Origin of the sequence: Polynucleobacter sp. 15G-AUS-farblos (genome assembly GCF_018882445.1) — a bacterium.
Taxonomy (GTDB): Bacteria; Pseudomonadota; Gammaproteobacteria; order Burkholderiales; family Burkholderiaceae; genus Polynucleobacter.
The window spans coordinates 144,948-171,827 of sequence record NZ_JACVOM010000005.1 but is presented as its reverse complement, the minus strand read 5'-3'; the positions used below and the strand labels follow the sequence as shown (position 1 = coordinate 171,827).

At 44.3% G+C, this 26,880-nt stretch carries 26 protein-coding genes; 5 read left to right on the top strand and 21 right to left on the bottom strand.

The window, feature by feature from the left end:
- Positions 1-25 precede the first annotated feature (25 nt).
- Genes ICN41_RS09630 through wecB form a run of 4 tightly spaced genes read right to left on the bottom strand, consistent with a single transcriptional unit; the run spans position 26 to position 6,792 of the window.
- Positions 26-916, bottom strand: a complete 891-nt coding sequence (locus ICN41_RS09630) for a DUF4434 domain-containing protein (protein WP_216292712.1) — start codon at positions 914-916, stop codon at positions 26-28.
- Complete coding sequence (locus tag ICN41_RS09625; protein ID WP_216292711.1) at positions 916-3,480, bottom strand: tetratricopeptide repeat protein; 2,565 nt, start codon at positions 3,478-3,480, stop codon at positions 916-918. The genes ICN41_RS09630 and ICN41_RS09625 overlap by 1 nt, the downstream gene beginning before the upstream one ends.
- Entirely contained in the window at positions 3,477-5,690 is a 2,214-nt protein-coding gene (nrfB, locus tag ICN41_RS09620) for a cyclic di-3',5'-guanylate-activated glycosyltransferase NrfB (RefSeq protein WP_216292710.1), read from the bottom strand. The genes ICN41_RS09625 and nrfB overlap by 4 nt, the downstream gene beginning before the upstream one ends.
- 4 nt (positions 5,691-5,694) lie before the next feature.
- Positions 5,695-6,792 (bottom strand): non-hydrolyzing UDP-N-acetylglucosamine 2-epimerase, encoded by a 1,098-nt coding sequence (gene wecB / locus ICN41_RS09615; protein WP_216292709.1) that lies wholly within the window; start codon positions 6,790-6,792, stop codon positions 5,695-5,697.
- Positions 6,793-7,332: 540 nt separating this feature from the next.
- On the opposite strand from wecB, the gene ICN41_RS09610 reads away from it, so the two are divergent.
- On the top strand, positions 7,333-7,968 hold the full coding sequence (locus ICN41_RS09610) for an NAD(P)H-dependent oxidoreductase (protein ID WP_216292708.1): 636 nt from the start codon (positions 7,333-7,335) through the stop codon (positions 7,966-7,968).
- A gap of 56 nt (positions 7,969-8,024) precedes the next feature.
- On the opposite strand, the gene ICN41_RS09605 is transcribed toward ICN41_RS09610, so the two are convergent.
- From ICN41_RS09605 to ICN41_RS09560, 10 genes are all read right to left on the bottom strand, one after another.
- On the bottom strand, positions 8,025-9,011 hold the full coding sequence (locus ICN41_RS09605; RefSeq protein ID WP_216292707.1) for a tripartite tricarboxylate transporter substrate binding protein: 987 nt from the start codon (positions 9,009-9,011) through the stop codon (positions 8,025-8,027).
- Position 9,012: 1 nt separating this feature from the next.
- Complete coding sequence (locus ICN41_RS09600; protein WP_216292706.1) at positions 9,013-10,011, bottom strand: tripartite tricarboxylate transporter substrate binding protein; 999 nt, start codon at positions 10,009-10,011, stop codon at positions 9,013-9,015.
- 30 nt (positions 10,012-10,041) lie between these two features.
- Positions 10,042-11,268, bottom strand: a complete 1,227-nt coding sequence (locus ICN41_RS09595) for a CaiB/BaiF CoA-transferase family protein (RefSeq protein WP_216292705.1) — start codon at positions 11,266-11,268, stop codon at positions 10,042-10,044.
- Positions 11,269-11,276: 8 nt separating this feature from the next.
- Positions 11,277-12,155 carry an enoyl-CoA hydratase-related protein gene (locus ICN41_RS09590; protein WP_216292704.1) on the bottom strand — a complete coding sequence of 293 codons (879 nt, stop codon included), beginning with the start codon at positions 12,153-12,155 and terminating at the stop codon, positions 11,277-11,279.
- 142 nt (positions 12,156-12,297) lie between these two features.
- Positions 12,298-13,020, bottom strand: coding sequence for an SDR family NAD(P)-dependent oxidoreductase (locus ICN41_RS09585; protein ID WP_216292703.1), 723 nt, complete (start codon positions 13,018-13,020; stop codon positions 12,298-12,300).
- 47 nt (positions 13,021-13,067) lie between these two features.
- Positions 13,068-14,036 (bottom strand): tripartite tricarboxylate transporter substrate binding protein, encoded by a 969-nt coding sequence (locus ICN41_RS09580; RefSeq protein ID WP_216292702.1) that lies wholly within the window; start codon positions 14,034-14,036, stop codon positions 13,068-13,070.
- Positions 14,037-14,122: 86 nt separating this feature from the next.
- A complete protein-coding gene (locus ICN41_RS09575) occupies positions 14,123-15,544 on the bottom strand; it encodes an amidase (protein WP_216292701.1) in 1,422 nt (473 codons plus the stop codon).
- 131 nt (positions 15,545-15,675) lie between these two features.
- Complete coding sequence (locus tag ICN41_RS09570; RefSeq protein WP_216292700.1) at positions 15,676-16,338, bottom strand: RraA family protein; 663 nt, start codon at positions 16,336-16,338, stop codon at positions 15,676-15,678.
- 59 nt (positions 16,339-16,397) lie between these two features.
- Positions 16,398-17,276: an NAD(P)-dependent oxidoreductase gene (locus ICN41_RS09565; protein ID WP_216292699.1), complete on the bottom strand. Its 879-nt coding sequence runs from the start codon at positions 17,274-17,276 to the stop codon at positions 16,398-16,400.
- Positions 17,277-17,334: 58 nt separating this feature from the next.
- The gene (locus ICN41_RS09560) at positions 17,335-18,030 is read right to left on the bottom strand and encodes a nitroreductase (RefSeq protein WP_216292698.1); all 696 of its coding nucleotides are present in this window, start codon (positions 18,028-18,030) and stop codon (positions 17,335-17,337) included.
- A 352-nt stretch (positions 18,031-18,382) separates the two neighbouring features.
- On the opposite strand from ICN41_RS09560, the gene ICN41_RS09555 reads away from it, so the two are divergent.
- Together ICN41_RS09555 and ICN41_RS09550 are read left to right on the top strand one after the other, a co-directional pair.
- Positions 18,383-19,666 carry a sorbosone dehydrogenase family protein gene (locus ICN41_RS09555; RefSeq protein ID WP_255537965.1) on the top strand — a complete coding sequence of 428 codons (1,284 nt, stop codon included), beginning with the start codon at positions 18,383-18,385 and terminating at the stop codon, positions 19,664-19,666.
- 9 nt (positions 19,667-19,675) lie between these two features.
- On the top strand, positions 19,676-20,254 hold the full coding sequence (locus ICN41_RS09550) for a cytochrome c (protein ID WP_255537964.1): 579 nt from the start codon (positions 19,676-19,678) through the stop codon (positions 20,252-20,254).
- Between the two features lie 59 nt (positions 20,255-20,313).
- Here the strand turns inward: ICN41_RS09550 and cynS are convergent, their stop codons facing one another.
- From cynS to ICN41_RS09530, 4 genes are read right to left on the bottom strand one after another with little or no spacing between them, the layout of a single operon-like run.
- Positions 20,314-20,757, bottom strand: coding sequence for a cyanase (gene cynS, locus ICN41_RS09545; protein WP_215305056.1), 444 nt, complete (start codon positions 20,755-20,757; stop codon positions 20,314-20,316).
- Between the two features lie 30 nt (positions 20,758-20,787).
- Complete coding sequence (locus ICN41_RS09540; RefSeq protein WP_216292697.1) at positions 20,788-21,654, bottom strand: ABC transporter ATP-binding protein; 867 nt, start codon at positions 21,652-21,654, stop codon at positions 20,788-20,790.
- Positions 21,644-22,507 (bottom strand): nitrate ABC transporter permease, encoded by an 864-nt coding sequence (gene ntrB, locus ICN41_RS09535; RefSeq protein ID WP_216292696.1) that lies wholly within the window; start codon positions 22,505-22,507, stop codon positions 21,644-21,646. The genes ICN41_RS09540 and ntrB overlap by 11 nt, the downstream gene beginning before the upstream one ends.
- A gap of 12 nt (positions 22,508-22,519) precedes the next feature.
- A complete protein-coding gene (locus tag ICN41_RS09530; RefSeq protein ID WP_216292695.1) occupies positions 22,520-23,893 on the bottom strand; it encodes a CmpA/NrtA family ABC transporter substrate-binding protein in 1,374 nt (457 codons plus the stop codon).
- Positions 23,894-24,222: 329 nt separating this feature from the next.
- Between ICN41_RS09530 and ICN41_RS09525 the strand changes: the two genes are divergently transcribed.
- Positions 24,223-24,690 carry a nuclear transport factor 2 family protein gene (locus ICN41_RS09525; protein WP_216292694.1) on the top strand — a complete coding sequence of 156 codons (468 nt, stop codon included), beginning with the start codon at positions 24,223-24,225 and terminating at the stop codon, positions 24,688-24,690.
- Between the two features lie 25 nt (positions 24,691-24,715).
- Here the strand turns inward: ICN41_RS09525 and ICN41_RS09520 are convergent, their stop codons facing one another.
- Genes ICN41_RS09520 through ICN41_RS09510 form a run of 3 tightly spaced genes read right to left on the bottom strand, consistent with a single transcriptional unit; the run spans position 24,716 to position 26,110 of the window.
- Positions 24,716-25,222, bottom strand: coding sequence for an HPP family protein (locus ICN41_RS09520; RefSeq protein ID WP_216292693.1), 507 nt, complete (start codon positions 25,220-25,222; stop codon positions 24,716-24,718).
- 3 nt (positions 25,223-25,225) lie between these two features.
- Positions 25,226-25,660: a DUF2452 domain-containing protein gene (locus ICN41_RS09515; RefSeq protein WP_216292692.1), complete on the bottom strand. Its 435-nt coding sequence runs from the start codon at positions 25,658-25,660 to the stop codon at positions 25,226-25,228.
- A gap of 36 nt (positions 25,661-25,696) precedes the next feature.
- Positions 25,697-26,110, bottom strand: coding sequence for a thiol-disulfide oxidoreductase DCC family protein (locus ICN41_RS09510; protein ID WP_216292691.1), 414 nt, complete (start codon positions 26,108-26,110; stop codon positions 25,697-25,699).
- A 62-nt stretch (positions 26,111-26,172) separates the two neighbouring features.
- On the opposite strand from ICN41_RS09510, the gene ICN41_RS09505 reads away from it, so the two are divergent.
- On the top strand, positions 26,173-26,868 hold the full coding sequence (locus ICN41_RS09505) for an SDR family NAD(P)-dependent oxidoreductase (protein WP_216292690.1): 696 nt from the start codon (positions 26,173-26,175) through the stop codon (positions 26,866-26,868).
- Positions 26,869-26,880: the final 12 nt, after the last annotated feature.

Genomic DNA, 26,880 nt, shown 5'->3' with positions numbered 1-26,880 from the left:
ATCCAATAAAGGGCTTTTCTCTATATTATTTTGGATTGCTGAAATCAATCAAATAATTGAGAGCAAAAAATAGTCTATCCCCATTACAAGGCGCCTTTTGCTGCAATGCCTTGTTCATTTCAGAGGCGCTAAGGGGCTTGGCTGCGAACTCACGATCAGCCTGAGTCTGAATAAATATTTCATATATGAGGCCTGACGCAGCATAGGCTGAGCAATTCGCAATTGCATCCAAATATAGATCTCGCTCTGCTTGGATTAATTTATTGGTACCACTGCCATTTTGCACCCAAAAACGGGCCTTAGATTGCGCCTGAATATTCTCTAGCATGACTGCATAACGCTCAGGCGTCATGTTCCCTGAAAAGAAGCTGGAGATATAAACAGGGATGGGAAGAATATCGCCTAACTCACTAACTTGACGCTTTAAGTAGTGCGTTAACTCTGCGCGTGCAGACATATCCCTCCATTGCCGATCATCCACCTCTAAGGGTAGATACCATCCTATGATGGAATTTTTTGGAATCACTTTTGCCCATTGCTGAGCCAAATTCAAATTCAACTCATTGAGCTTTCGGAAATAACTTCCCACAATGGGTGCTGGCTGCTTTAAACGCTCAAATGTATCCGGGTCACTACTAAGACCGATGACCAGCTTAAGATTTGCTCCCGCTGCTTCTAACATACGGTCTTGCAACCACTTCTGATTTTGAGGAGATGCAAATACATTGTCAAAGCGAGTCCATTGAATCACAAGCGTATTAAATCCGCGCGCTTTAGCAAGCGTAAAGATCTTTGGCCAGTTTTCTGAAGGAATACTAAGATCAGCTTCTCGTGGCTGAAAGATAATGCCGTCTATCTCACCTGCATGGTTTAGGCTAGATAAAAAACAGAACAGAAGTGCAATCAGAATGCGCATCACCAACGACCCCCTAGGCTCAATAAAACAGCGCTCTTATCATTCAAGTAGGTCTTGAAGGCGTATTGATATTCCAATCCCACTAAAATTTTGCTTGGATAGGCATTGTATTTGGTTTGACCCTGCCAGATATTCCAACGAGCCCCCACCCCAACACGTTCGTCCACTCCATTCGCTTGATTTAGACTAGTCCACTGCATATGCACATAGGGCTCAATCGTTTGACCCTCTTCAATCTTGTGGTGATAACTAACACGATAATCTGAGACTAGAGATGAAACTGATGTAGAAAGATAGTAAGCGGCATCTAGATATAAATTTTGTGCAAACCAACCAAGGCCATTAGGATGCCAATCATCACTGTATTTACCAGAATTCAGAAACGAAGCACTAGCACGCAGCATCATCGATGTCTGAGTATATTGACCTCGATCTAAAGGGGTTTGCTCTTCGACCGCCAAATTAATAACATAGTCAGATAGAGGCTTCCAACGCAAACCACCCGCAATCATGGGGGCATAGATAGGGGCTGCTGAGTTATTGAGCCCTCCCCCAGCAAAAATACGGGCATAAGCAGATAGTGTTTTGCCATTATCTACAGCAGGATCGCCCAGACGATAAGCAGCCTCTGCTTGCGAGTAACTACGATAATTGCTACCAGGCTGCCCCACATTGGGCGCTGCAGTTACTTGGTTACCACTCATGGCATCAGCGGTAAAAGACCAGCGACGCTCTAGATCCTCATGCATCCTCCTCATGCCAAATTGCTGACTATTAATCTCTGCAGTCTTCTCTGTCGGACTGTAGCGATTAAAACTATCGATTGCCTCTTCGGCATATCGAATGGCTTGTTGATTGTTTCCTAGCTTTTGATTTGTATAGGCTAGCTGCTTGACCAATTCTTCATCATCGGGTCGTGTTTTAAGAGAAGCTGTCAGAAACTGCTTCGCACGTTGATACTTACCCTGCCGATAATAGGCGTACCCTAGAGATGCTTGGGTCACGCTGTCATAGGGATTAAGTAATAGGGCTTTGTCAAAATATTTGATGGCTTCGTCAACCTTACCCTGCTCCATTAATACTGAGGCAATCTGGGAATAGTAAGTCACTGATGGCTGAAGACTTGCAGCGCGGTGCAAATCCTCAAGAGCTGCTTTTGGATCTGACTTCAATTTCGTTTGCGCCGATAGCCACCAGTAGCGGTCAGTTTTTAGACCTTTTTTGTCAACATAAATTTGCAGCCACTTATTTAACTCTCCAAGATCTCCGAGTGATTGCGCAGTAGTCGCAGCGCTAAGAGCATCGGTATCAGTAATTGAAGCCAGTGGTATGGAATTCCAGGCAGTGATTGCCCGCAGATAATTCTTAGCAGTAAACGATTGATACGCTACTGCTCGCTCTTTATCAGGTCCTGGCGCAAGTTCCTCGGCCCGCTCAAATGCATATAACCCCAAGCCCGGAACCTTATCGCCATAACAATATCCAAGACGAGACCAATCTTCAGATTTATAAAAAGCTGAGTGATCCCCCAGTACCTTACGAATATCTGGGCAATCCTTCAAAATCGACAACAAGCGAACCTGAAGTGATCGCAATGCCGGCGTATCAAGTGGCACGCTAAACTTTACCGGGATACCATTGATTGCATCATTGTGACGCTCTACCAGCGTTATCAAGCGATTCATTAACTCTATCTTTAGGGATTCATTAGCGCCTCTAAATGGGAAGCTATCCACCAGCAATTCAACTGCCTGGTGTTCACCATTCTCATTGAGTAATTGATAACTTAAATGATCTATAAAGATAGGGTTGTGCTTAATAGCACTTGGTAAACGCCCTATATAGGCATCAGCCTCTGCTTGACGTCCGGACATGAGCAACTTTTGCAATACCTTTTCGGCTTGATAGATCCGGTTGGATTCAAACTCCGGCTGATAGCTCAGGAGTAATTCAGGCTGCTTTACAAAATCCGTGATTAAAAGATTAATCCAATTTCTCTCATCAAAAGCGTTTTCAAAGCGATATCTCTTTTCCTTTAGCCCTTCTAAAAATTGAGCCGGATCTTCCTCTTGAAGTACCTTTAAGCGCTGCACCTCTTCATTGGCAAGCTCTTGGTTCACAAACTTGAGCTTTTCTTTGGCAATGAGATTATTTGCGTTAACACGAAGCTCTTCTTGAAGCGATTGTGCGGCGGCTAAATAGTCTTTTTCCAAAATCAAGGTGTTAGATAGCCTAATACGAATCTGCCGATTCTCTGGGGTCATGGCTAACTGCTGCTCTAGAATATCTTTAGCCTTGGGGAAATCGTCATCCTGAATATAGGCATTGGCGAGATATAGGGCCGTGACTGGACTCTTAGGCGCTTTTTTGCGAGCCCATAAGAACTCATCAATCGCCTTACTCATATTCCCGCTCTCTAGAAAACTTAAGCCTTTATCGATATGGGGATAAATCAGAAATTTTTGATAGGAAGTGACGCCCGGGCCGAAATCAATCTGATTAGGCTTCTGTGCGTAGACCTGATTAATACAAAAGAAGAGGCTTAATACCCAAATCCATCTCATGATCTTGCATCCTGCAGTGGAATACCAGATGCAATTAATTGCGACATATCAGGTTGAAGCTTACGTTGGAGCTCAAGCGCCTTTTCTAGAGTCTCTCTCGAGATAATATTTTTATCTACTAAAAAATCACCCAAATATAAGTTTGTAACGGAATGTTGCAGTAGTAGGGCTCTTAAAGCAGCTTCATTAATGTGGCCTAGAGATTGCAAGATCTCCGCTAACAAGAGCTGCCTTGATACATAAAATCGCCAAATCTCTTCTGCTTGATTGGGCTTTATTTTTCCTGAACTTAAGGCATCGTCTAGCGCTTGACGAGGGTCAGCCGACTTATTGCGGGCGTACCATTTTCTCAGGCCAATAGTGACCTGCCCCTTAGGCACAATGACGTACAAGATTTGACGGTGTAATTTTCGACTAATGGCTGCAAGCGATATAGGGTCTAAGGCAGACTCACTAGCAACAACCAATCCAGAGTCTTCTAATCGAAAAGGCAATATCGCGTAATGCAAGGCAATTGCAGGGGGAATCATCTCTATCAGATCTTTGGAAATGGCATAAGGATCAATCGATTCAGCAGAGACACCCGCCTGGATTGCAAGAGCATCCGCTAATTCACTTGAAGTCAAAATACCTTCATGTACTAATGCACTGCCAATCTTCATACCAGTCTGCTTGTGCATCAATACGGTATTCAGTTGATCACCAGTAATCACACCGCGATCCATCAAAATCTGTCCTAATTTCTTACGCTCAGCATTCTCTAGGCCAATAGTTGGAAAGTCATGCGTGGTCTTATCCCAGGCAATACGGCGGACATCCCCATGTGCAATAACCTGCTTCACAGCTTTCCAATTAGCCATGAAATTGATGTAGTTACCCCAAAACAATCGAGGAACTGAAAGTAAACCCTCAAATAATCCGTAATAAGACGTCACAAAAAATATTCGCTGGGCAATACGATTCATCATCAAAAAGAAGTTCAACCACAGAAAGCCCATCAACCATTCACTTGATTCAAAAATGGATAGGAAATGATACGCACCAGGCCATAGATTTTGATATAGCCAAAGCAAAATCAATTGCATCAAAATGATGGTGGCAATAAAGCTAATGAAATTGGTGATCGCCCCTTTTCGATCTCGCCATAAAAAGTAATTCAAGATTGGATTACTTGTCCAGTGATGGGTTTTATATCCCTGAAAAACAATGCCTGTAATCCATCGTGATTTTTGTCGAATGGCAGTAGTGATGGTATCTGGAAAATATTCTCGAACACAGATCACGTTCGACTCTCGAATACTTTGTCCGACCAGGAGCTTTTTTCTAGCCGCCGCTGAATCATCCAGGATGACCGGAAAGCGAACAAAGATTTCATTTAGACCTTTGGCTTTCAAGCGAAAGCCAATGTCATAGTCTTCCGTCAAGCTTTGTGCATCAAATGCAATACCATCACCATCCTCTAGTAACGCCAGTACTGCCTTACGGCTAAAACAAGTGCCTACTCCTGCGCTTGGTACCTGCCCTGCTAAGGCCTCTCTTACCACTACGTCTTTGCCATGCAACTCTGCAAATTCATCTAGGTAGTGCATACAAGTAAAGTTTTTCCAGCTTCTTTCAAATGGGTAGACCGGAATTTGAATCAAATCCTTCTTCGGCAGGAGATAGTTAAATAGGCGAAGCTCCAATGGGGAAAGCACATCTTCGGAGTCATGCAAAATAAAGCCAGAGAACTCTAAGCTCGCTTGCAATTCAAACTGCAGAATGGCATCTAATACATTATTTAAGCAATCCGCCTTGCTGGTAGGCCCTGGTCGCGCGCACACCACCTTATGCACATTAGGAAATACCGCACAGACTTTATCCACATCCAATTGCGTATCTGGATCGTTTGGGTAGGTACCCACAAAGATATGGTAATTCTCATAATCTAAGGTGATGGCTGCTAACTCAGCCATCTTGCCAATGACGCCAGTCTCATGCCACGCCGGCACCATAATTGCGAGAGGTTTTTCTGGAACATCGAATAAAGCGGAGTACAGCATACGAGGATGCTGACGGTAGATTGTTAGCGCACGAATCAGGCGACGACCCCAATATACACAGTCAATTATTAAGTCGTCGATACTACTAATGGAAATGATGATAGCAACTGCAATAGCAACGTATTTCAGTATAAAAAGATAGCTCGCTACTATATCAACCCAATACATAAAATTAACTTAGGTGTGCCTCAAGAGTTTGTGCAATACGCTCGCTTGCACGACCATCCCCAAAGGGATTACTGAGTGGTTTCATAGCCTCATACAGAGATGTATTACTCAAGAGAGACTCAACTTCATGAATAATCGCCTCGCCGCTCGTTCCAATAATCTTAGCGCAGCCGGCCTCAACTGCTTCAGGCCTTTCAGTTTCCTTTCTCAACACTAATACCGGCACTTGGAAGGTTGGCGCCTCTTCCTGTATGCCGCCAGAATCCGTCAGGATGAGCCATGCATTTGCGATGGCTTGCTGCATCTCTAGGTAACCCAAGGGATTTACTAGAGACACATTAGGTAGACCACCTAGGATGGGGTCGACTGATTTCTTCACTACTGGATTCAGGTGCACTGGAAAAAGTACATGGAGATTAGGATGTCTCTTGGCAAGGCTTGCAATCGCTGTGCAAGCCTCCTCAATATCACTACCCCAGTTCTCACGCCGATGCATGGTGACAAGGATATTTTTGTACTGGGACTCTTCCTTATGGATTTGATATTTCTCTATCACCCATTTTTGCGCATCAACTACAGTATTCCCTGTAATGACAATATTTTTCTCCGGAATAGCTTCACGGATTAAAGCAAGTCGTCCACCCTCGGTGGGTGGAAAATGGAATTGGGTAATACGCGATAGCATTTGACGTAGACCTTCCTCAGGGAAAGGTCTCGTTAAGTCATACGTTCTCAACCCTGCCTCAACATGCGCTACAGGAATACGCTGATAGAAAGCCGATAAACCACCCAGAAAAGCGCTTTCAGTATCCCCCTGAACAATGACAGTGCTCCATTTTGAGGATTCCATCACCGCATCCAATTGCTGACGACATCCAATACTAAATTCTGAAAGCGAGCTTCCAGCCCTCGTCAAAACAATGTCGGGGACAATATCAAAGCACTCTAAAATTTGCTCAGCCATTTCTTGATGCTGGCCGGTATGCAACCATGTCACCTCGCACCAATTTTGGGTGCGTAGAAAATGGTAAACCGGAGCTAATTTAATGATCTCGGGGCGAGTCCCACAGACAATTAATATCTTCATTGGGATCAACGACATACTTGCCTTGTAAAGAAAATTGTTACTAATAACAAATCTCAAACAAAACACCTAAATAGTTAGGCCCAAAGCTTTGAATTGTCATCCTTATTGTAATGATTATTGACTTTATGGCTAATAAAGCAGCCTATTCAGTAAGGACCTACAACTCTTGTGGTTTCTCTTAAAAGCCTCTTTTTGGTGCAAGAAGTGAAGGCGGCTCTGAGCTTCAACTTGCGCTAGATGGCCCTAGCAAATTCATACCCTACCAATGTAGGGCCTAAGGTCTGATGCATGAAAGCAAACTTCTCAAGTTCAATCCAAAAAAGGACTGGGTTACCAATTACTGATCTTCAGGAGTGGTTGAATCAATTACTCTTCTCTATTCGATACTCATTGCAAGCGGTTTTCTCACCAGTATGCTTCAGTAATCAATATATATAGCAGTAAATTCACACGTATAGAGACTTACTAGCGCTTGATAAATCATGGGAATATCAATTGCCTATTTAATTTAAAATGGGTGCATTGCTGTATTAATCAACCTCCAAAGGAATATGAATGAGTCTCGTAGATAAATTACAGTGGCGCTACGCTACTAAAAAGATGGATTCAAGCAAAGTAGTCCCCGAAGCAAAGCTAAAAAATATTCTGGAAGCCATTCGATTGAGTGCCAGCTCAAGTGGGCTTCAACCTTATGAGATCCTTGTTATTAGTAATAAAGCCATCCGTGAAAAAATCCGCGCTATAGCCTCGGATCAATCTCAAATAACGGATTGCAGTTATTTACTTGTCTTTGCCGCCTGGGATAACTACACGGCTCAGCGCATCAATGACGCATTTGATATGACGGAGGAAATGCGTAAGCTTAAGAGTGAAGCCGGGACAGCATATCGCCAAAACCTCCTGAAAAATTACACCGCAAAAGACGCTGAAGTGAACTTCAACCATGCTGCCAAGCAGGCCTATATTGCATTAGGCACGGCCTTGATTGCGGCAGCGTTCGAAGAAGTCGATTCCACACCGATGGAAGGATTCAATCCGGCTGCACTGGATGAGATCCTCAATCTGAAGGAAAAAGGACTGCGCAGCGTAGCCCTACTCCCTTTAGGCTATCGAAAGGCAGATGAGGACTGGTTAGTAAATCTGAAAAAAGTAAGACGTCCTATGGATCAACTGATTAGCAAGATTGAATAAAAAATGAGAGCGGGCAATGCATCAGCACTGCCCGCTCTAGCTTATTTGCTTACTACTTAATCAAGCTGAATATTATTGTCCTTAATAACCTTTGCCCATTTAGCGGATTCTTGATTTAGAAATACGCCAAACTGGGCTGGTGAACTAGCAACAACCTCATTCCCCTGCTCAGCCATACGAGCTTGAACGGAAGGATTTTTCAAAGCTTGTGCAAAGGCATTATTGATCTTGTCAATAATAGGTGCCGGTGTTCCTGCAGGAACCAATACACCAACCCAAGAGCTCACATCAAAGTTACTTAGACCTTGCTCACTTGCTGTAGGCACTTGAGGCAAAGCAGGTGTCCGCTTCTTGCCTAGCACTGCCAAGGCTTTTAAGTTACCGCCCTTAATTTGAGGCACTGTAATCACGGCACCCAAAATCGTTATATCAGTCTCACCACCAATTGTCGCAGTCATTGCAGGGCCACCTCCCTTGTATGGAATGTGGGTCATCTCAATACCTAAATTGGTTTTGAGTAATTCAGCTGCGAGGTGTCCCGAGCTACCCGCACCACCACTAGAAAAGGTAATCCCATTGCTTCTGGATTTCGCTAAGTCAGCAAGCTCACGTAAATTATTGGCTGGCAACTTATTTCCCGCTACCACTACTAATGGAATTTTCACTAACTCAGTGACTGGAGCCAAATCTTTAAATGAATCAAAGGGGAGATTCTTATAAACGTGGGGATTCACAGCGAAGGTGTCATACACCATCAAAATGGTGTAGCCATCAGCTGGAGACTTAGCAACAAAGTTTGCGCCAATCGTGCCACCAGCGCCGGGCTTGCTTTCAATCACAATTGGCTGACCCAAGATTTCTTGTAAGGTAGGCGCCAACATACGTGCCATCGTGTCAACTGCACCACCAGCTGCTAATGGATTAATAATTCGAATCGGCTTATTAGGGTAAGAAGCTACATCCCTGTTTTGCGCATTCACTAAGCCAATGGCACAAAATTGAATTAAGCCTGCTACTACTACTTTTTGAAGTGTGTTTTTCATATTAGTCCGCCTTTATATTGCCATTTTTAACAATCTTGCTTAATCGCTGCATTTCTTTTTGAAAATATGCGTTGCTCTCTGCTGGTGTGGAGATATTCATCACCTCACCACCATCATTTACCAACTTCTCTTTAAATGCAGCAGAAGCAACTACTTGCTCAAGAGCTTTACTTAACTTACTCACGATTGGTGCTGGCACACCGGCTGGCGCCCAAACAGCATAGACAATTGACATCTCATAAGCTTTTAAGTTGCCAGCCTCCTCAATCGTCGGTACATCCGGTAAAAGCTTTGCTCTAGTAGGTCCTGTAGTCCCTAAAGCAATGAGCTTGCCACTTTTGACATGTGGCAAAGCCACACCAAATGCAGAAAAACTCATTGGGACTTGACCACTTAAGGTATCCGTAATTGCAGGAGCCCCGCCTTTATAGGGGATATGAGTCATTTTGATACCCGCTTGGTTTGTAAATAGCTCGCCAGCTAAGTGACTTGCACTGCCATTACCAAAGCTCGCATAGGAAAGTTCATCCGGTTTCTTTTTTGCCAATGCAATGAGCTCTGCGATATTTTTAGCTGGCAAATTGGGATTAGCCACCAATAACATCGGCACTGAGGCCACTACTGCCAATGGAACAATATCCTTCTCTGTTGAGTAAGGAGTCTTGCCATACATGGTTGGATTAATCGCATGCGATGTGACCGATTGAAACATTAAGGTATATCCATCTGGCGCTGCTTTGGCAACTGCATCAGCACCTATCATGCCGTTAGCGCCACCCCGGTTTTCTACTACGATTTGTTGACCCAGAATAGGCCCGAGTTGATTGGCGACAGCACGTCCGAGCGTATCTGCAAAACCACCCACTGGCCAGGTAATGACCAACTTAATCGGTCGATTGGGGTAACTATCTGCTTGCGCATGCACTGCCGTCTGAAATACGCCGATTGAAGCAAGGCCAATCAGTAAGCTTGTTACTTTTTTACTTAGGACAGATTTCATTTTGTCTCCTCCGATCCCTGTATTTGGGACTTATTGAATTACTTTTTTATTTTTTAATTCCTTTAATTCACCTGCGCTTAATCCAAGGTAATGCTGTAATACTTTATCTGTATGTTCCCCAAGCAGCGGGGGAGCATGATTCTTGTTATTCACTGTTCCATGCATTGTGAGTGGTGACGCCAATGATTTGAACTTACCTACTTTTGAGTGCGCAATCTCAAGCACCATATTTTTAGCAGCAGTCTGCTCTGATGAAAGCGCTTGCTTAACGGTATTTACCCTACCAATTGGAATGCCGTTGGCTCTAAATAAATCAATCAATTCATTGCTAGGAAATAATTTCAACTGTTCTGCAACGAGACCGTCAATCAGCTCCCTGTTTTGTACCCGTGCAGCATTGGTTTTGAAACGATCGTCTTCCGCCCACTCGGCATGACCTAAGAGTTGCGATAACTTCACAAATTGCTTGTCATTGCCTACCGCAAGCGCAACCATGCCATCAAGGCAATGGAAAGTTGTATAGGGAACAATCGTAGGGTGACCATTGCCATAGCGTCCAGAATCTTTTGCCGTAGCTAGATGACTATTACCTACATTAGCAAGCAAGGCAATGGATGTATCAAATAGGGACACCTCAACCGCCTGCCCTTTGCCCGTTCTATATCGAGCCAATAAAGCAGCCTGAATTGCATTCGCTGCCATCATGCCTGTAGCAAGATCCACAATCGCAACTCCATACTTCGTTGGCTCTCCATCTACTGCCCCAGCAATACTCATCAAGCCAGATTCAGCCTGCAAAATAAAGTCATACCCCGGTAATGCCGAATGCGCTCCACGACTGCCATAGCCAGTGATAGAGCAACGCACTACTTTGGGTGCATTTTCTTCAAACCAAGCCGAATCAAATCCCCATTTATCTAAAGTACCACTTTTGAAGTTTTCAATCAGAACATCAAATTGAGGGATTAACTCTGCTAATAATTTTTTTCCTTCTGGACCTGAGAAATCAATCGCCACGCCTTGCTTGTTCCGATTGCAACCCAGAAAGTAGGCAGACTCACCCTCCAAAAAAGGAGGGCCCCAGGTACGTGTGTCATCACCACCAGCAGGTGACTCAACCTTGACTACTTCCGCACCCAAGTCACCTAACAACTGACCACACCAGGGCCCAGCTAGCACACGACTCAGGTCGAGCACTTTAAATCCTGCTAAAGCGCCTTCCTGGATCATTGCACTGGCCTGAGCTTCTGATTTCATATGCTGGACTAATCGCGCATATCTGGAGGTGCGTTCAAATTCTTTCTAAAGCCATCCATGTAATCCTCTAGAGCAGCTTTATTTTTTAATCTAAATTGCTGGAAGTCTGGTTTACGTCCCTCCAGGAAGGCATTCATACCCTCAAGACTTTCTTCTGATCCCCATACATAGGCAAGCAATTCCATACCATGCTGCCATGATGCATATAACTGATCTGATTCAAAGTTCAAACTCTTCTTAGTCATGCGAATTGTTTGCGAGCTATTGCTCTTAATGTTTTCACACCAAGCCAATGTTTCCGTGAGGAGATCTGCCTCAGGCACGCACTTATTGATCAGACCAATTCGCTCGGCTTCCTTAGCGTCAAATCGTTTGGCCAAGAAAATCATCTCGCGTGCAATACGTTCACCAACAATACGTGGCAGATATTGGGTTGCACCCACCGTTGGGCAGGCACCTACTTTTGCTCCTGTTTGACCAAAAACAGATTTTTCAGAGCCAATGACCAAATCACACCACAGGGCGAGCTCATGACCGCCGCCAACACACCAACCGTTCACCATCGCAATCGCTGGAATCGGAACACCACGGATAGCCATTGCTAAGCCGAGCATTCGATCATTCCACATAGAGCCGTTAGTAAAGGTAAGACGCTTCATGGCATAAAAATCACCGCCTGCAGAAAAGGCTTTATCACCTGCGCCTGTAAACACAATGCATGCAATCGATGGATCTTCTCTGGTGAGTTTGACTGCATCAATCATTTCATCAAGCGTTTGCTCTCTGAAAGCATTTAACACTCTTGGGCGATTAATGGTGATCCACGCTACCTGATCTTTGACTTCAAAGAGAATATCCTTGTACGGTTTTTCTGGCTTAATGCTCATCATGTCTCCGATATATTTGTTGTGGATTTTCTGAAGTAAATATAAAGATATTTACACGTTGAGTAAATAATACCCAAAAAAATCTGATTTGTGATGAATCAAATATACGGATAAGTTTGGCCTTCAGGCCTTACCAATTGGGCTAACTGGCGTTACTCAAGCCTACTGTCATTCCGCCGCAAACATAGAGCGTTTGCCCTGTTACAAAACTAGCGCGCTCATCCATTAAGTAGGATGCTGCATGCGCAATATCTTCAGGTTGCCCCATGCGCTTGACAGGAATACTTTCAATGATCTTGATCGTTTTAGGCGCTCCCGGTGGATTCCCCGAGGTAAATAGCTCTGTGGCAATGGGGCCTGGACCAATCGCATTCACCGTGATGCCAAACTGGGCCAACTCTAGAGCCCAGGTTCTAGTCATGCCCTGCACGCCAGCCTTGGTAGCAGAATAGGCAGTGCGCTCCTCCTTACCCAAGGCAGCACGGCTTGCAATATTCACAATTCTTCCAAAATTTGCCTTGCGCATCTGTGGCAGCAAGCATTGAGCAAGCACCATAGGCGCCTTGAGGTTTAGGGCGTAGACCGCATCAAAATCGTTTTCTACGACATCCTCAAGCGCCCCTGGTTTAATCATGCCCGCATTATTTACCAAACGAATCACCTCAGTACGACTCGTGATTTCTTGAATCAAGCTTTTCACTGCATCGCTATCCGTAATATCAATACAGTGAAATTCTTCACCAGCCAACAAACTAGTCGGGGCAGACTTATCAAAATTAATAATTTGATAACCCTCTTCGGTTAAGCGCGTAGCAGTTGCCCTTCCTATTCCACGACTAGCGCCAGTGACGAGTACTTTTTTCATATCAAGGCTTTTCTTTCAGAATTATTTTTCAAGGCCCGGCTAATGTCTTAGTCAACCGTAGCACCAGAAGTTTTCACTACCTTCTCCCATTTTTGGGTCTCATTAGAAATGAGTTTGCCAAAGTCTTCTGGAGTACCTGGAATTGGAGTGCCTCCCAAGTCTGCCAAGCGCTTCTGAATTTTTGGGTCTACTAGCAACTGATTAATAGCCACATTGAGTTTTTCAACGACATCACGTGGAGTTCCCTTAGGAGCACTAACACCAAACCAAGCGCTAGCCTCATATCCAGGCACAGTCTCGCCAACAGTTGGCACATTTGGCAAGGAGGCTTCACGAGTAGCTGTGGTTACTGCCAATGCACGAATACGACCATCCTTAATAAAACCCGCTGAAGATGGCAAGTTATCAAACATCACTTGCACTTGTCCTGCAATTAAGTCATTTAATGCAGGGCCTGCGCCTTTATATGGGATGTGCGCCATCTTGCATCCAGTCATGATCTTAAATAATTCGCCAGATAAATGAATGGAGGAACCACTACCGGAAGAAGCCATGTTGACTTTAGTCGGATTGGCTTTGCAATAAGCGATAAATTCTTCAACGTTTTTGACTGGCAATGAGGGGGTGACCACCATCACATTCGGAGTCCGAATAATGCCAGCTACCGGAACAGTGTCATTAATAAAGTTGAATGGCAAATTTTTATACAAAGTAGCATTAATTGCATTTGCAGGATTTGTCATATTGAGGGTGTAGCCATCTGGCGCTGAGCGAATCAGAAATTCCGTACCAATATTATTTCCGCCACCAGGCCTGTTTTCTACAAGCACTGTCTGACCCAATTTTTCTGTCAAACCTTGGGCCATGATCCGCGCGAGGATATCGGTTGTTCCCCCTGGAGACCAAGACACAATCAATTTGACCGGCTTTTCTGGATAAGGGGCAGCCATTGCAGGACCGGAAGTCATTGCTAAAGCACTGAATAACATCACCATGTAACGGGAGAATTTCAACATTTTTTAATGCTCCTTTGTTTGACAATCAATTGATGCAGTTGTGTTTATAAAATATATTTACTAAATTTACTTACTATGTCCACTTACTAAGTGATGCACATCGGCGGCTTCCTTTGAGCAAAGTGAGTCAATTGCTCAAAGGCGTAAGCCAACTGCAAAATTCCAAAATCATCTCGGTGGCGACCCACAATCTGAATACCAACAGGCAAATTGGTATTGGTAAATCCGGCTGGAACTGAAATTGCAGGATTACCTAATGCGCTAATGTGATAGGCCGACTTTTGCCAGTCAATATAAGTCTTCATTTTTACTCCGTTGATTTCTTGTGGATACTCTTGATCAATCGGGAACGGAGCAACTTGAGAAACAGGTAGGACTAAAAATTCATACTTATTAAAAAACTCGCGCATCCGGTGATAGAGCTCAGTGCGTTTAGCTTCAGCTCGAACCAATTGAGGCCCAGTAATTGATAATCCTTGTTCAGCATTCCAAATTACCGTATCTTTTAGTAATGCACGATGATCTTTGAGTAGCGGAGTAATGCGTAACTCCGTTCTCCAGGCACGCCAAAGCATAAAGATCTCATCAGCCTCAGAGATATCAGGTTCATCATTAATCACTTCGCAACCTAATTCCTGAAAAACAGCCCTAGTTGACTCGACTACTTTCGCCACTTCAGGCTCAACAGGTAAGCCACCAAGGTTGGCACTAAATGCAATCTTGCAACCTTTAAATGATCTTGCCAAAGGATTTAAAAAGATTTCGCCAGGCGCTTCTAATGCAATTGGGGATCGATCATCCGGCCCTGACATCGCCGCCATTGCTAAAGCGACATCTTGTACGGTGCGAGCCATGGGGCCGGGAACACTAAATGGATACCAACCTAAGGATTCTGGCCAAGATGGTACCCTTCCTACTGAAGGTCGTATGCCAACCAAATTACAAAAGCTAGCGGGATTACGTAAAGAACCGCCGAGATCAGTACCATCGGCGATAGCAACCATGCCACTCGCTAGGGCAACTGCACCACCACCAGAAGAACCACCACAAGTCTTCGTCAAATCATAGGGATTAGGAGTTGAACCAAAAACGGCATTAAAGGTTTGACTGCCGGCCCCAAATTCAGGGGTATTTGTTTTGCCCAAACTAATACCGCCTGCCTTTTTAAGACGCTCCACAGGCAAGGAATTCATATCAGGTACAAAATCTTTGTATGCGAGCGAGCCAAAAGTAGTACGAACGCCTTTTGTTAAAAATAAGTCTTTGTGTGCAACGGGTAGTCCATGTAGCACTCCCAACTTATCACCCTTCTCTTGGGCTTTATCTGCGGCATGTGCTTCGGCCATTGCAGAGTCCGCCGTTAAGGTGACGATCGCATTGAGAACGGGATTGTATTTTTCGATTTGATCTAAATGCGCACGAATCAGCTCTTGTGCTGAAATCGATTTTGCGCGAATGAGTTTTGACTGCTCAGTCGCAGATAAAAAACACAACTCTTCATTAAGCATTTTTGACTTTGTCTCAGGGAACTACTTTTTTATTTATTTTTATAGTATAGGTGAGACTATTTCATCTGCTAGAGATAATTATGGTGCAATACAGCAATCTAGAAAGATCAACTGATTGCACCAAGAGACAGCTAACAACCCTTTTGCTTCAGAACAGCATCAATCCATTTGTCGTTATAGCTTCCATCTTGAATCGATTTCAAGGTAGCCTGTTCTTGGGCCACTTTTTCTTTGCCTAATTTGGCAATTTCCAAGGCTTGCTTTGGTGAAAAAGCGACCACGCCATCCGAGTCACCTAAGACAATATCGCCTGGGTTAATCAACATGCCGCCGACAGTAACAGGTACATTCAATGAGCCAGGACCCTCTTTGTATGGCCCTCTTAAGTTAACCCCTTTGGCCCAACACGGAAATTTAGCTTCCTCAAAAGCATCCACATCCCGAATGGCGCCATTAATGACGGCGGCTAGTGCACCTTTTGATTTAGCAACGCTCATCATAATTTCTCCAAAGAGCGCACGAGAGAGATCACCCTCTGCATCTACGACCAAGACATCCCCAGGCTGAAGCACTCTCAGTGCAAGATGAATCATGAGATTATCGCCAGAGCGTACTTTGACCGTCACTGCATTGCCACAGGCTGTAACTGGACTCCGGTTCACAGGATGCAATCCTTCCGCACCAACCATGCGCCCCGTCACATCACATACGATGGATGTTGGGAGCCCAGTGAGAGCCTTAATACCTTCAACTGATGGCGCTACGCGATCTTTAATTTCAAATCCATTCAACATATACATTCCTTAATACTGAAGTTTTTTATTTCTACACTTGGGCACCATGGCCCAACACTTTATTTCGGAATATATTTGGTATAGAGCACTTGAGTACCATCACGCGCGCACCCTTTAGCAACCAAATCATCATATAAACGTTTTGCCAGTGATACCGCAGGCATATCCAACTGAATCTTGCCTGCTTCATCAAGCGCAATACCCAAGTCTTTCAAAAAGTGTTCAACATAAAAGCCTGGAGCAAAATCTCCAGCGATCATCTTCGTTCCTAAATTGAGTAGCTGGAAGCCAGATGCCGCGCCACCACCAATAGACTCCATCACCTTGTTAGCATCAAGGCCTGCCTGCTTGGCATAAGCCAGTCCTTCACTCACACCCATGATGGTTCCAGCGATGACAATCTGATTACACATCTTGGTATGTTGCCCAGCGCCTGGACCACCTTGCAAGACGATATTGCTGCCCATGATTTTCAAAATCGGTAGTACAGCATCAAAGTCTGCTTGCTTACCACCAACCATGATTGAGAGTTTGGCATTACGTGCGCCAATGTCGCCACCTGATACTGGCGCGTCTAGAGAATGACAACCCCTTTTCTCGGCCTCTTGTGCAATACGCGCTGCCAATGAGGGACTAGACGTAGTCATATCAATAAAGTAAGCATTGCTTGCTCTGTCTAAAATCTTGCCAGTACCAAAGTAGATCTCTTCCACATCGGTTGGATAACCCACCATCGTGATGATCACATTAGAATTTGCAGCGAGGTCGCCTACGGTGTCATACCACTTAGCGCCTTTTTCTACTAAAGCATTGGTTTTGTCTTTTGAGCGGTTATATACATTGACCGGATAGCCAGCAGCGAGCAAATGCCCTGCCATGCTGGAACCCATAATTCCGAGTCCAATAAATCCAATGGTTGGTTTCTGATTTGAGTCCAAGCTAATCCCCTATTTACTAGTCATATTGACCATCTATAGTAATGGTAAGTAAGCCTTCTTACTTAAGCCAGCTTGTGAACTCATCCACTTTGGCGCGAGGCGTCTGAAAAGTATTGACCTTATCCGCTTGGTCGGCATAACCCAGCGCCATACCGCAGACCAACATCTCCTCTGAAGTGGCGCCAATAGCGGGGAGGATGATTTTGCTAAATTTATTCCATGCCGCCTGAGGACAACTGGCTAAACCATGGCTTTGAGCTGAGACCATGATGTTTTGCAGGAACATGCCGTAATCCAAAATTGAGCCTGTACCCAAATCCCGATGAATCGTAAAAAAGAGTCCCACTGGTGCATCAAAGAATCGAAAATTACGCTGGTGCTGCAAAAACATTTTCTCTTTCTCGCCTTTTTCAATACCTAGCAAGCCATACAGACTCCAGCCATTTTCACGTCGACGATCAATGTAGGGGCTAAACCATTTCTCTGGATAGTAGCTATAAGCTTCTTTATATTGATCTGCCAATTCGGGATTATTGGATATTGCCTCATAGGCATCACAGACTTTGTCACAAAGCTCAGCAAGAATATTTCCCTCTAATACATAAACCTTCCAAGGTTGAGTATTCGTGCCGGATGGTGCCCTACTGGCCACTTGCAATATATGTTGAATCAATTCGCGAGAGGGCGCCTCGGATGTAAATGCTCGCGCAGACATACGCGCTTGAATCACATCATCTACTGTGGAATTGCTCATCTTCAAATCCTATATTGATCTGCTGGATAAAAACTCTACTTTAGCTTTAGGAGATATCCTGGCTCGATCTTGCCATATTCTGCTGCGCTGCCACATGCAACTTCGAAAGTTATCCGCACTAGTTTGGCTCACGCTATAGCAATGCTACAAAGGACGCCAAAATTAACTTGGACTAAAAATGATGTTGATCCATTAGCCGATGAGTGAAGATATACGCTGAGAGAATATCGCTTGCTCATCAGGCAATACCCTTACACACTAGTGTGGTTATTACGGCCAAAGAATGCTTAAATAGTTGCTTGAATTAAAAAAATATTAAGCAGTTACTCATAGAGAGATAGGAGGCGTTTACATGAAGCAGATTAATGAGCCAATGATGAAGAGATTTTTCCCGGTTGCAGCCATATTATTAGTGTCTTCCGCTATTGGCCTACAGGGTTGCTCAAGCACCAATGAAACCCCTAAAGCAGCGCCTGCAACGCCTGCAGCTAAACCCGCAGCCGCTGCCCCAGCTCCGGCATGGAAGCAAGGCATGGGTGCAGATATGTCTACCTCCAAGTTAGCTCCTTTAGCAGGCAAGATGACTGCAACTCCAGCTAACGAAATTCCATTAAATAATTTAAAACTTCCACCAGGCTTCAAAATTGAAATCTATGCAACTGGCATGCCAGGTGCTCGCGAAATGGCCATGGGTGACGATGGCAAGATTTATATCGGCACACGTGGCATCGGTCGTGTTTATGAAGTTTCTGACAATGGCAAAACTAGCCGAGTAGTAGTTGATAAATTGGTTCAACCTTCTGGCGTGGCATATAAAAACGGCTCACTCTATGTCATGGCAATTAATAAAGTTTTACGCTATGACGGAATCGCTAAAAATCCAAACGTTGCACCAGTGGATCTCACAGCGAAATTTAATTTACCTCCAGAGCAACACCATAACTGGAAGTACCTTGCCTTTGGACCGGATGGCAAGTTGTATGTACCATTTGGTGCGCCATGCAATATTTGCGAACTACCTTCTCCAGAGTATGCGCAGATCCGTCGCTACAACCCAGATGGCTCTGGCATGGAAGTGCTAGCTACTGGCGTTCGTAATACACAAGGTTTTGACTGGCATCCCGTTACCAAACAACTTTGGTTCACAAACCACGGTCGCGACTGGATGGGTGATGATAAGCCGAATGACACACTGAATATTTTGAGCAAAAAAGGTGCGAACTATGGCTTCCCATACTGTCATGAAGGCAACATGCCGGATGATCAGATCAAAAAGGCAAATCCATGCGAAGGTGTAACACCCCCAATCGCACTCATGGGTCCTCATTCAGCTGTAATGGGTATCAAGTTTTACACCGGCAATATGTTCCCAGCGGAATACAAGAATGTGGCATTTGTTGCACGTAAGGGTTCATGGAATCGCAATACCAAGATTGGTTATGACGTTGTAACGGTTAAGTCCGATGCTAATGGCAAGAATGCCAAGGTCACTCCTTTCCTTACTGGCTTCATGAACTCTGGTGATCAGTCCTTCTGGGGTCGTCCAACATTCTTTATGCAAATGCCTGATGGCTCTATGTTGCTCACTGATGAGCAGTTAGGTGCTATCTACAGAATTACTTACAGCAAGAAGTAAGAAGTCGTTTTGACAGCATTAAAAGTAGCGGCGTTACTGTCGGGGGTTTATCTCTCGATAGTTGCGCCGCTTTCTTTTGCGCAAGATGTCAGCGCTAAGCTTATGGTGTGCGGCGCTTGCCATGGTGCTGACGGTAATTCCACAATGACTGGCTCCCCATCGCTGGCAGGCCAACCTAAGATTTTTTTAGAAAATAATCTCATCATGATTCGCGAAGGAATTCGAGAAATTCCTGTGATGAAAGGCCAATTAGATGGTCTGAGTGATCCTCAAATCATTGCCTTAGCCAAGTTTTACTCTAGCCAGACCCTAAAGCCAGAACCAGGTAAACGGGATGATGGGCTGTATGAGCGCGGGCAACTGCTCTCAAAGCAAGCCTTATGCGGCACATGCCATTTACCAAACTATGTGGGTAGAGAGCAAATGCCGAGGTTAGCTGGGCAACGTGAAGACTATCTATTGCACTCGATGCGTCAATTTACTAGTAATAATGCGAAGGGTCGCGACACCATCATGGCGGCATCCCTATACGGTATGAACGATGATGATCTCAAAGCTATAGCGCATTACTTATCCCAAGCAAAGTAAGTCTGAATTCATAAAGCAATAAGGCCACCCTTGGGTGGCCTTATTTTTAACCTACTTTATTAGTACGTTTTATAGGACAAATACTTTCCAGACAACACCACCTGAACACGATCTCCTTTAGGATCTGGTTCACGCTGTATATCCATTGAGAAATCGATTGCACTCATAATGCCATCGCCAAACTCTTCATGAATCAACTCTTTAATGGTTGTTCCATAAACACTCACAATTTCATACCAGCGATAGATCAATGGATCTGTAGGTACAGCAGTAGGCAGGGAACCTTTATAAGGAACGATTTGCAACCAAGCCATCTCCTCATCGGTTAATTCAAATAACTTACCTGCAGCCTCGGCTTGAGCCTTGGTGAAGGTCATTTGACCGAGGCAACCAGCGGTTACCCACTCCTTTGATTCGCCAATGGCCTTAGCGATATCACTCCACTTCATGCCTTTACGCACTTTAGCTTCGATAATTTTTTGTGTAACTACTGAACGGTCCATCATTTTTTTCTCCTTATTTGAAGTTTTAACTTATTGGGTAATTGGTGTATCAACACCGGGTCGAACAACTGTTGGCTGATATCCATCTAGCTCTCCAGCCGATCCTTTGACTTGCAAATCTTTTGAGCGATTCACTAAAAAATCTACTAGATGGTTGCGCATGGGGTAATACATTGGATCATGATGCAAGCTTGCACGTTTGCGATCTTTTGGCAGAGTATTGACAACAATTTCAGCAATCCTTGCATTTGGGCCATTACTCATCAACATAATTTTGTCTGCCAATAAGACAGCTTCATCTACGTCATGCGTAATCATGAAAACAGTTTGCTGAGTTTCGCCACAGATCTTCAACAACTCATCTTGAATGACGCCACGAGTTAAGGCATCAAGAGCTCCAAATGGTTCATCAAGCAATAACATCTTTGGCTCAATTGCAAATGCTCTCGCAATACCTACCCTTTGTTTCATACCACCCGAGAGCTCTGACGGCTTTTTATTTTCCGCATTCACTAAGCCAACCATTGCGAGGTATTTTTTAGAGTGCTCTGCAATCTTTTGCTTTGACCAATCAGGAAATTTAGACTTCACAGCAAAGGCAACGTTCTGCAAGGTAGTCATCCATGGCATTAAGGCGTGTCCTTGGAATACCACTCCCCGATCAAGACTAGGCCCCTTAATTTCGCGCCCCGTCATATAGGCGTATCCGCCAGTCGCATCCTCCAAACCTGCCAGGACATTCAGAATGGTAGTTTTGCCACATCCAGAATGGCCAATGATGCAAATGAACTCACCGCGCTCAATTTCAAAATTGATTCCCTCAAATACTGGGGGTGCATCAAGCTTGTAAGACTTGCTGAGATTCTCAACTTTTAAGAAAGTATTTTCAGTCTGCATAGGACACCATTTTTTGTAATCTTGCAAAGGCTAAATCTAATAGCATCCCCACTACACCAATCATGACAATCGCAAAGATCACGCTTGATAACGATAAGTTATTCCACTCATTCCACAAGAAGTAACCAATTCCTGTACCGCCAACGAGCATCTCTGCTGCCACGATAACCAACCAAGCAATGCCCATGGAGATGCGCATCCCGGTAAGAATTGTTGGCGCTGCAGCAGGCAAGATCACCAAGAAAGCCTTGCGTAATGGAGAAACTTCTAAAGTTTTAGTGACATTCAATAACTCCTTACGAACATTGGCAACACCAAATGCAGTATTGAGTAGCATTGGCCAAACAGAACAGATGAAGATCACAAATATTCCAGAGATTGAAGAGTCCTTGATGGTGTAAAGAGCGATTGGCATCCAAGCCAAGGGTGAGATTGGTTTGAGAATTTGAATAAACGGATTAAAAGCCTCGTACGCTAAGGGCGACATCCCAATTAAAAATCCAAATGGAATGGCTACCAACATGGCCAATAAAAATCCTAGCGCAACACGCCCTAGTGAATAGGCCAGTTGAATACCAATCCCCTTGTCATTAGGACCATTGTCATAAAAGGGATGCGAGAGTTGCTTGTAAAATGTTTCTCCCATTTGGGTCAAGCTTGGAAAGCCAGACTTTTCTACAGTTGCTCCCCCGCTTCCTTGACCCATTAGCGCCTGGTACTCGCTGGACCCAGAAGCAGTAACCGGATTAACAACTACTTTTGGAACAGTAGCCATATGCCAGATGAGTAAAGCGACGATCAAGATCAGCAGCGAAAGGATTGCGCCTTTCGCTTTTATGGATAACTTTTTCATGAATAACCTTGCTTATCCCTTGCTTCCAGGAAATGACTTGAGGTAAGCCACTGGCTGAGCTGGGTCAAACTCCTTGCCCATGATCTTATCTTTCTTGTAGCCCGCTTTAGCCAAAGGTGGAACAGCAATACCTGTCTCACCCATATACTTCTTAGCATCGGTCAATAGAAATACTTTCTCAGAAATATCCTTATAGTTAACATCGCCTTTGACATAACCCCAACGTTGCATTTGGGTCAACATCCAAGTAGCCATTGAATACCAAGGGATTGGATTGAAATCAATACGATCTGGCACATTCTGAACATTACCCAAGCCATCTGCATACTTACCAGTGAGTACTTGCATTACTACAGTCTCAGGCTGATTGAGGTAATTCGGAGCAGAAATCACTTTTGCAATTAATGGTCTGTTGGCTGGATCGCGCGCCATGGTTGAGGCATTTAATACTGCGCGATATAAGGCTGCAAAGGTATTTGGGTTCTTCTTAATAAATTCCTCAGAAGTTCCAAAGGCGCAGCAAGGATGTCCATCCCAAATTTGTTTTGTCAGGATATGAATAAAGCCAACTTCATCATAAACAGCACGCTGATTAAATGGATCAGGCCCAAGGAAACCATCAATATTGCCGGCGCGCAAGTTCGCAACCATTTCTGGTGGAGGTGTTACACGGATTTGGATATCCTTATCAGGATCCAAACCTGCTTGAGCTACGTAATAGCGCAATAAGAAGTTGTGCATTGAGTATTCAAATGGCACAGCAAACTTCATACCCTTCCAGTTCTTGGGATCGCGATTATCTTTATGTTTATTGGCTAAGGTAATAGCCTGACCATTCACGTTTTGAATAGTTGCTACACGCATTTGACTTGGATCTGATCCCAAGCCCATAGACATTGATAGCGGCATTGGTGAAAGGAAGTGTGAAGCGTCATGCTCCTTATTGAGCATCTTGTCGCGAATCAAAGCCCAGCCTGCAGTCTTATTCAAGGTGACGTTCAAGCCTTGCTTCTTATAGAAACCCAATGGGTCAGACATAATTAAAGGTGTAGCACAGGTAATCGCAATAAAGCCAATCTTTAAATCAGGTTTCTCGAGTGGCGCCTTTTCTTGTGCCATCGCTTGCAAAGAACCTACTGGCAAGAATCCAGATAAGGCGCTCATCGCACCTCCCGCGCCGACCGCCTTCAAAAAGGCACGTCTACGATCTTCTTGTGGAAACAAGGCTTTGACTAGGCTAGCCTCCACAAAATCAGCGCTGACCTTTTCTTCATCAATCTTCGCTGATAAATCCAGCGCATGATCAGCATCAGATGCGTGACGGCCGCAACTACAGCGGCTACTAAACAAAGGCCTATCAGGATCAAAGGGGCGATATGAATTCATTTGCATCTCCAAGTAGTTTTATTAAGACGATTTAAATATCAAAATCTATGCATCATTGTTAACAATGGGTCATCGCATGAAGATGCCCATATGCACCAAACAATTTCGGATCACCAATACATGCACCAAAAAAGTGAGTAGCTATTTGAGAGTCAAAAAAACGGGGTTACTCGACTTAGCCCTTCAAATTGAGGCATCAGGGCTATTTATAGGCGCCAAATTACGCCCCAAATCAGTGCTTTATCTGGAATGGGGGTACCAAATAAGATTTCATAAATCACTAAGCTAATGACTTCATTACTTATAGATAAGAAAGAGCGGGTCCAATAATGGAACAAAAATTGCCACTACCCCCATTTACCAAAGAGACAGCAATACAAAAAATTCGAATGGCTGAAGATGCATGGAATACGCGCGACCCAGAGAAAGTCTCGCTGGTTTATACCGAGGACACCATTTGGCGTAATCGCTCTGAATTTCCAAGAGGTAGAGAGCAAGTGAAAGAATTTCTACGCCGTAAATGGGCAAAAGAATTGGACTACAGACTAATTAAAGAGCTTTGGGCATTTACAGACAATCGCATCGCCGTGCGGTTTGCTTATGAATGTCATGACGACTCTGGAAACTGGACTCGTAGCTTTGGAAATGAAAATTGGGAATTTAATGAAAATGGTTTCATGATGCGTCGCTTTGCTAGCATCAATGATTTACCCATTAAAGAATCTGATCGTAAATTCTTTTGGCCTCTTGGCAGAAGACCTGATGATCACCCATCACTCAGCGACTTTGGTTTTTAATCAACTTAATGGAACTACGTATTCACTATTGATCCCAAAGACTCCAATTTAAAGATGGGGGTGATGCTTGAGTCCAAGATACCGGATATTTTCTTGAGCCCACTCCCAGTCGACTCCAAATATAGGCCACTACGAAAATAATCAATACGCCTGTTAGTACGGTAATACCGAGGTGTATAAAACTCGCATGCGCTTGAATCATAATCAGTGGGTTGGCACCTGCCGGAGGATGAACACATCTAGTGATTAACAAGACGCCAATGGTTACTACTAACGCGGCGACATACACCCAAAACCCATCACCAAATAATTGATAAGCAATGATGCCAATCAAGGCTCCAATCAAGTGGGCACCAAACACTGCCCTTGGTTGGGCAGCAGGAGCGGTAGTTAATACAAATAAAAACAAAGTAGTTCCACCCAGAGAAGCTAATAAGAGCGGAGAGTTTGCTTTAGTAGCCCACAAAGCCAAGCTGATTGCAACCGTTGACCCAAGCAATACCCAAAGCAAACGTAGGATGAGTAGCTTCATTCTTTACTGCGGCAACTCATCTTCCTCTACGACTGCCCAAGTACTATCGCCCAGCTTTTTAACGGCCATCGAGTAGACCCACCCATCCGGAATTCCGCAGCTCCAATTCTGAGGGCCGTTTTGAATCAAGATATTCGTTTGGTTGCGCTCATCGTAATAGAGGAAATAAATCTTGCCATGGATTGGGTTAAAGCTAAATTTGGCGCAGTGAACCATTTCGGTTGCATCTAGTCGGGCTTGCAAGGCTTTCGCTTGCTTCATCAGTACTTCTGCCTGCTCCATAATGCGGTCGTACTCTAACTTGGCATTCTGGCGCGCGACATTCACTGCCTTATCTTTCTCCTCTACTACCTTAATCGGTGCAAAGACAGGAGCGCTTACCTCCATCGGGTATTCAATGCCAGCATGTCTTGCTGGATCGGTATCTTCTATTCTCACATTGACTCCTTATTTCTTAATTAAGCACGCTATCTTTTAGCTTTGCGCTTTTGATAATCTGGATTTCACCAACCAAAGGGCGCCCGGTCCAAGCACTCTGGAAATCGCATGCCGATTTTTTGCAAAGAATCGATATCCTATTTGTAAAACAGGTTGCACTGTCTTTCTAGAAAATAACCAAGCTAAGCTTGGTAAATTAGCTCTTCTATAGGCTTCCTGAAAAACTGCAGGTCCATTAATGAGAGAGCCATCTGCGTATTGACCATACATAGAATCCAAAGCCTCCTCACATGAAACACCCACCTTCAGAGGATCATATCCATCAGAATTGATATCGATAAATTCCAATAAATTGGCTTGATTACGACCAGATAAAAAGAGGATCTCTGCCTGACACAAAGGGCAAGCACCATCAAAAAAGAGGGTTAATTTAGGCAGATTAGCGGGCATTAGGTAAGTTTAAGACTTATTCAATAAACTAGCTGAAGACCCTTCACTACCCAAAAGAGCTTATGGCATTGCTTTCTCAACCCTATCGCGCACTCATTATTGGCTCTACCGGCACCATTGGCTCTGCTTTTATGGAGCTACTTCAAGATAAACCAACCTGCTCAGCGGTCTTAGGATTGAGTCGTCAATCGCCTCACCCCATTGATTATCAAAATCCAGACTCTATCGAATTGGCAGCCAAATCTCTGGTCGATACAGGGCCCTTTCAGCTCATTATCAATACCATAGGGGTGCTCCATACGGATCACTGGATGCCAGAAAAACGCTTGGATGAGCTCAATTCTGATCAACTGATGGAGCTCATGAAAATCAATGCCATCGGTCCTGCATTAACTATTCGGCATTTCTCTAAGCTCTTAGATCCAAGCAATAGCGTCATGGTCACCCTCTCTGCAAAGGTAGGCAGCATTGAAGATAACCGTCTTGGAGGTTGGTATAGCTATCGAGCATCCAAGGCGGCACTCAATATGCTCATCAAAACTGCTTCTATTGAACTCGCTAGAAGCAAACCCAATACTGCCCTGATTGCACTTCATCCTGGCACCGTCAATTCTAGACTCTCGAAACCATTTCGTGGCGAGCAAATTGGTAGACCGCCACTAGATGCAGCGAGCGATATGCTTCAGGTCATAGAGAGTCTTAATAAGGAAGACTCAGGTAGTTTTATTAGCTACTCAGGTGAGCGCCTACCTTGGTGAATTCACATCTTC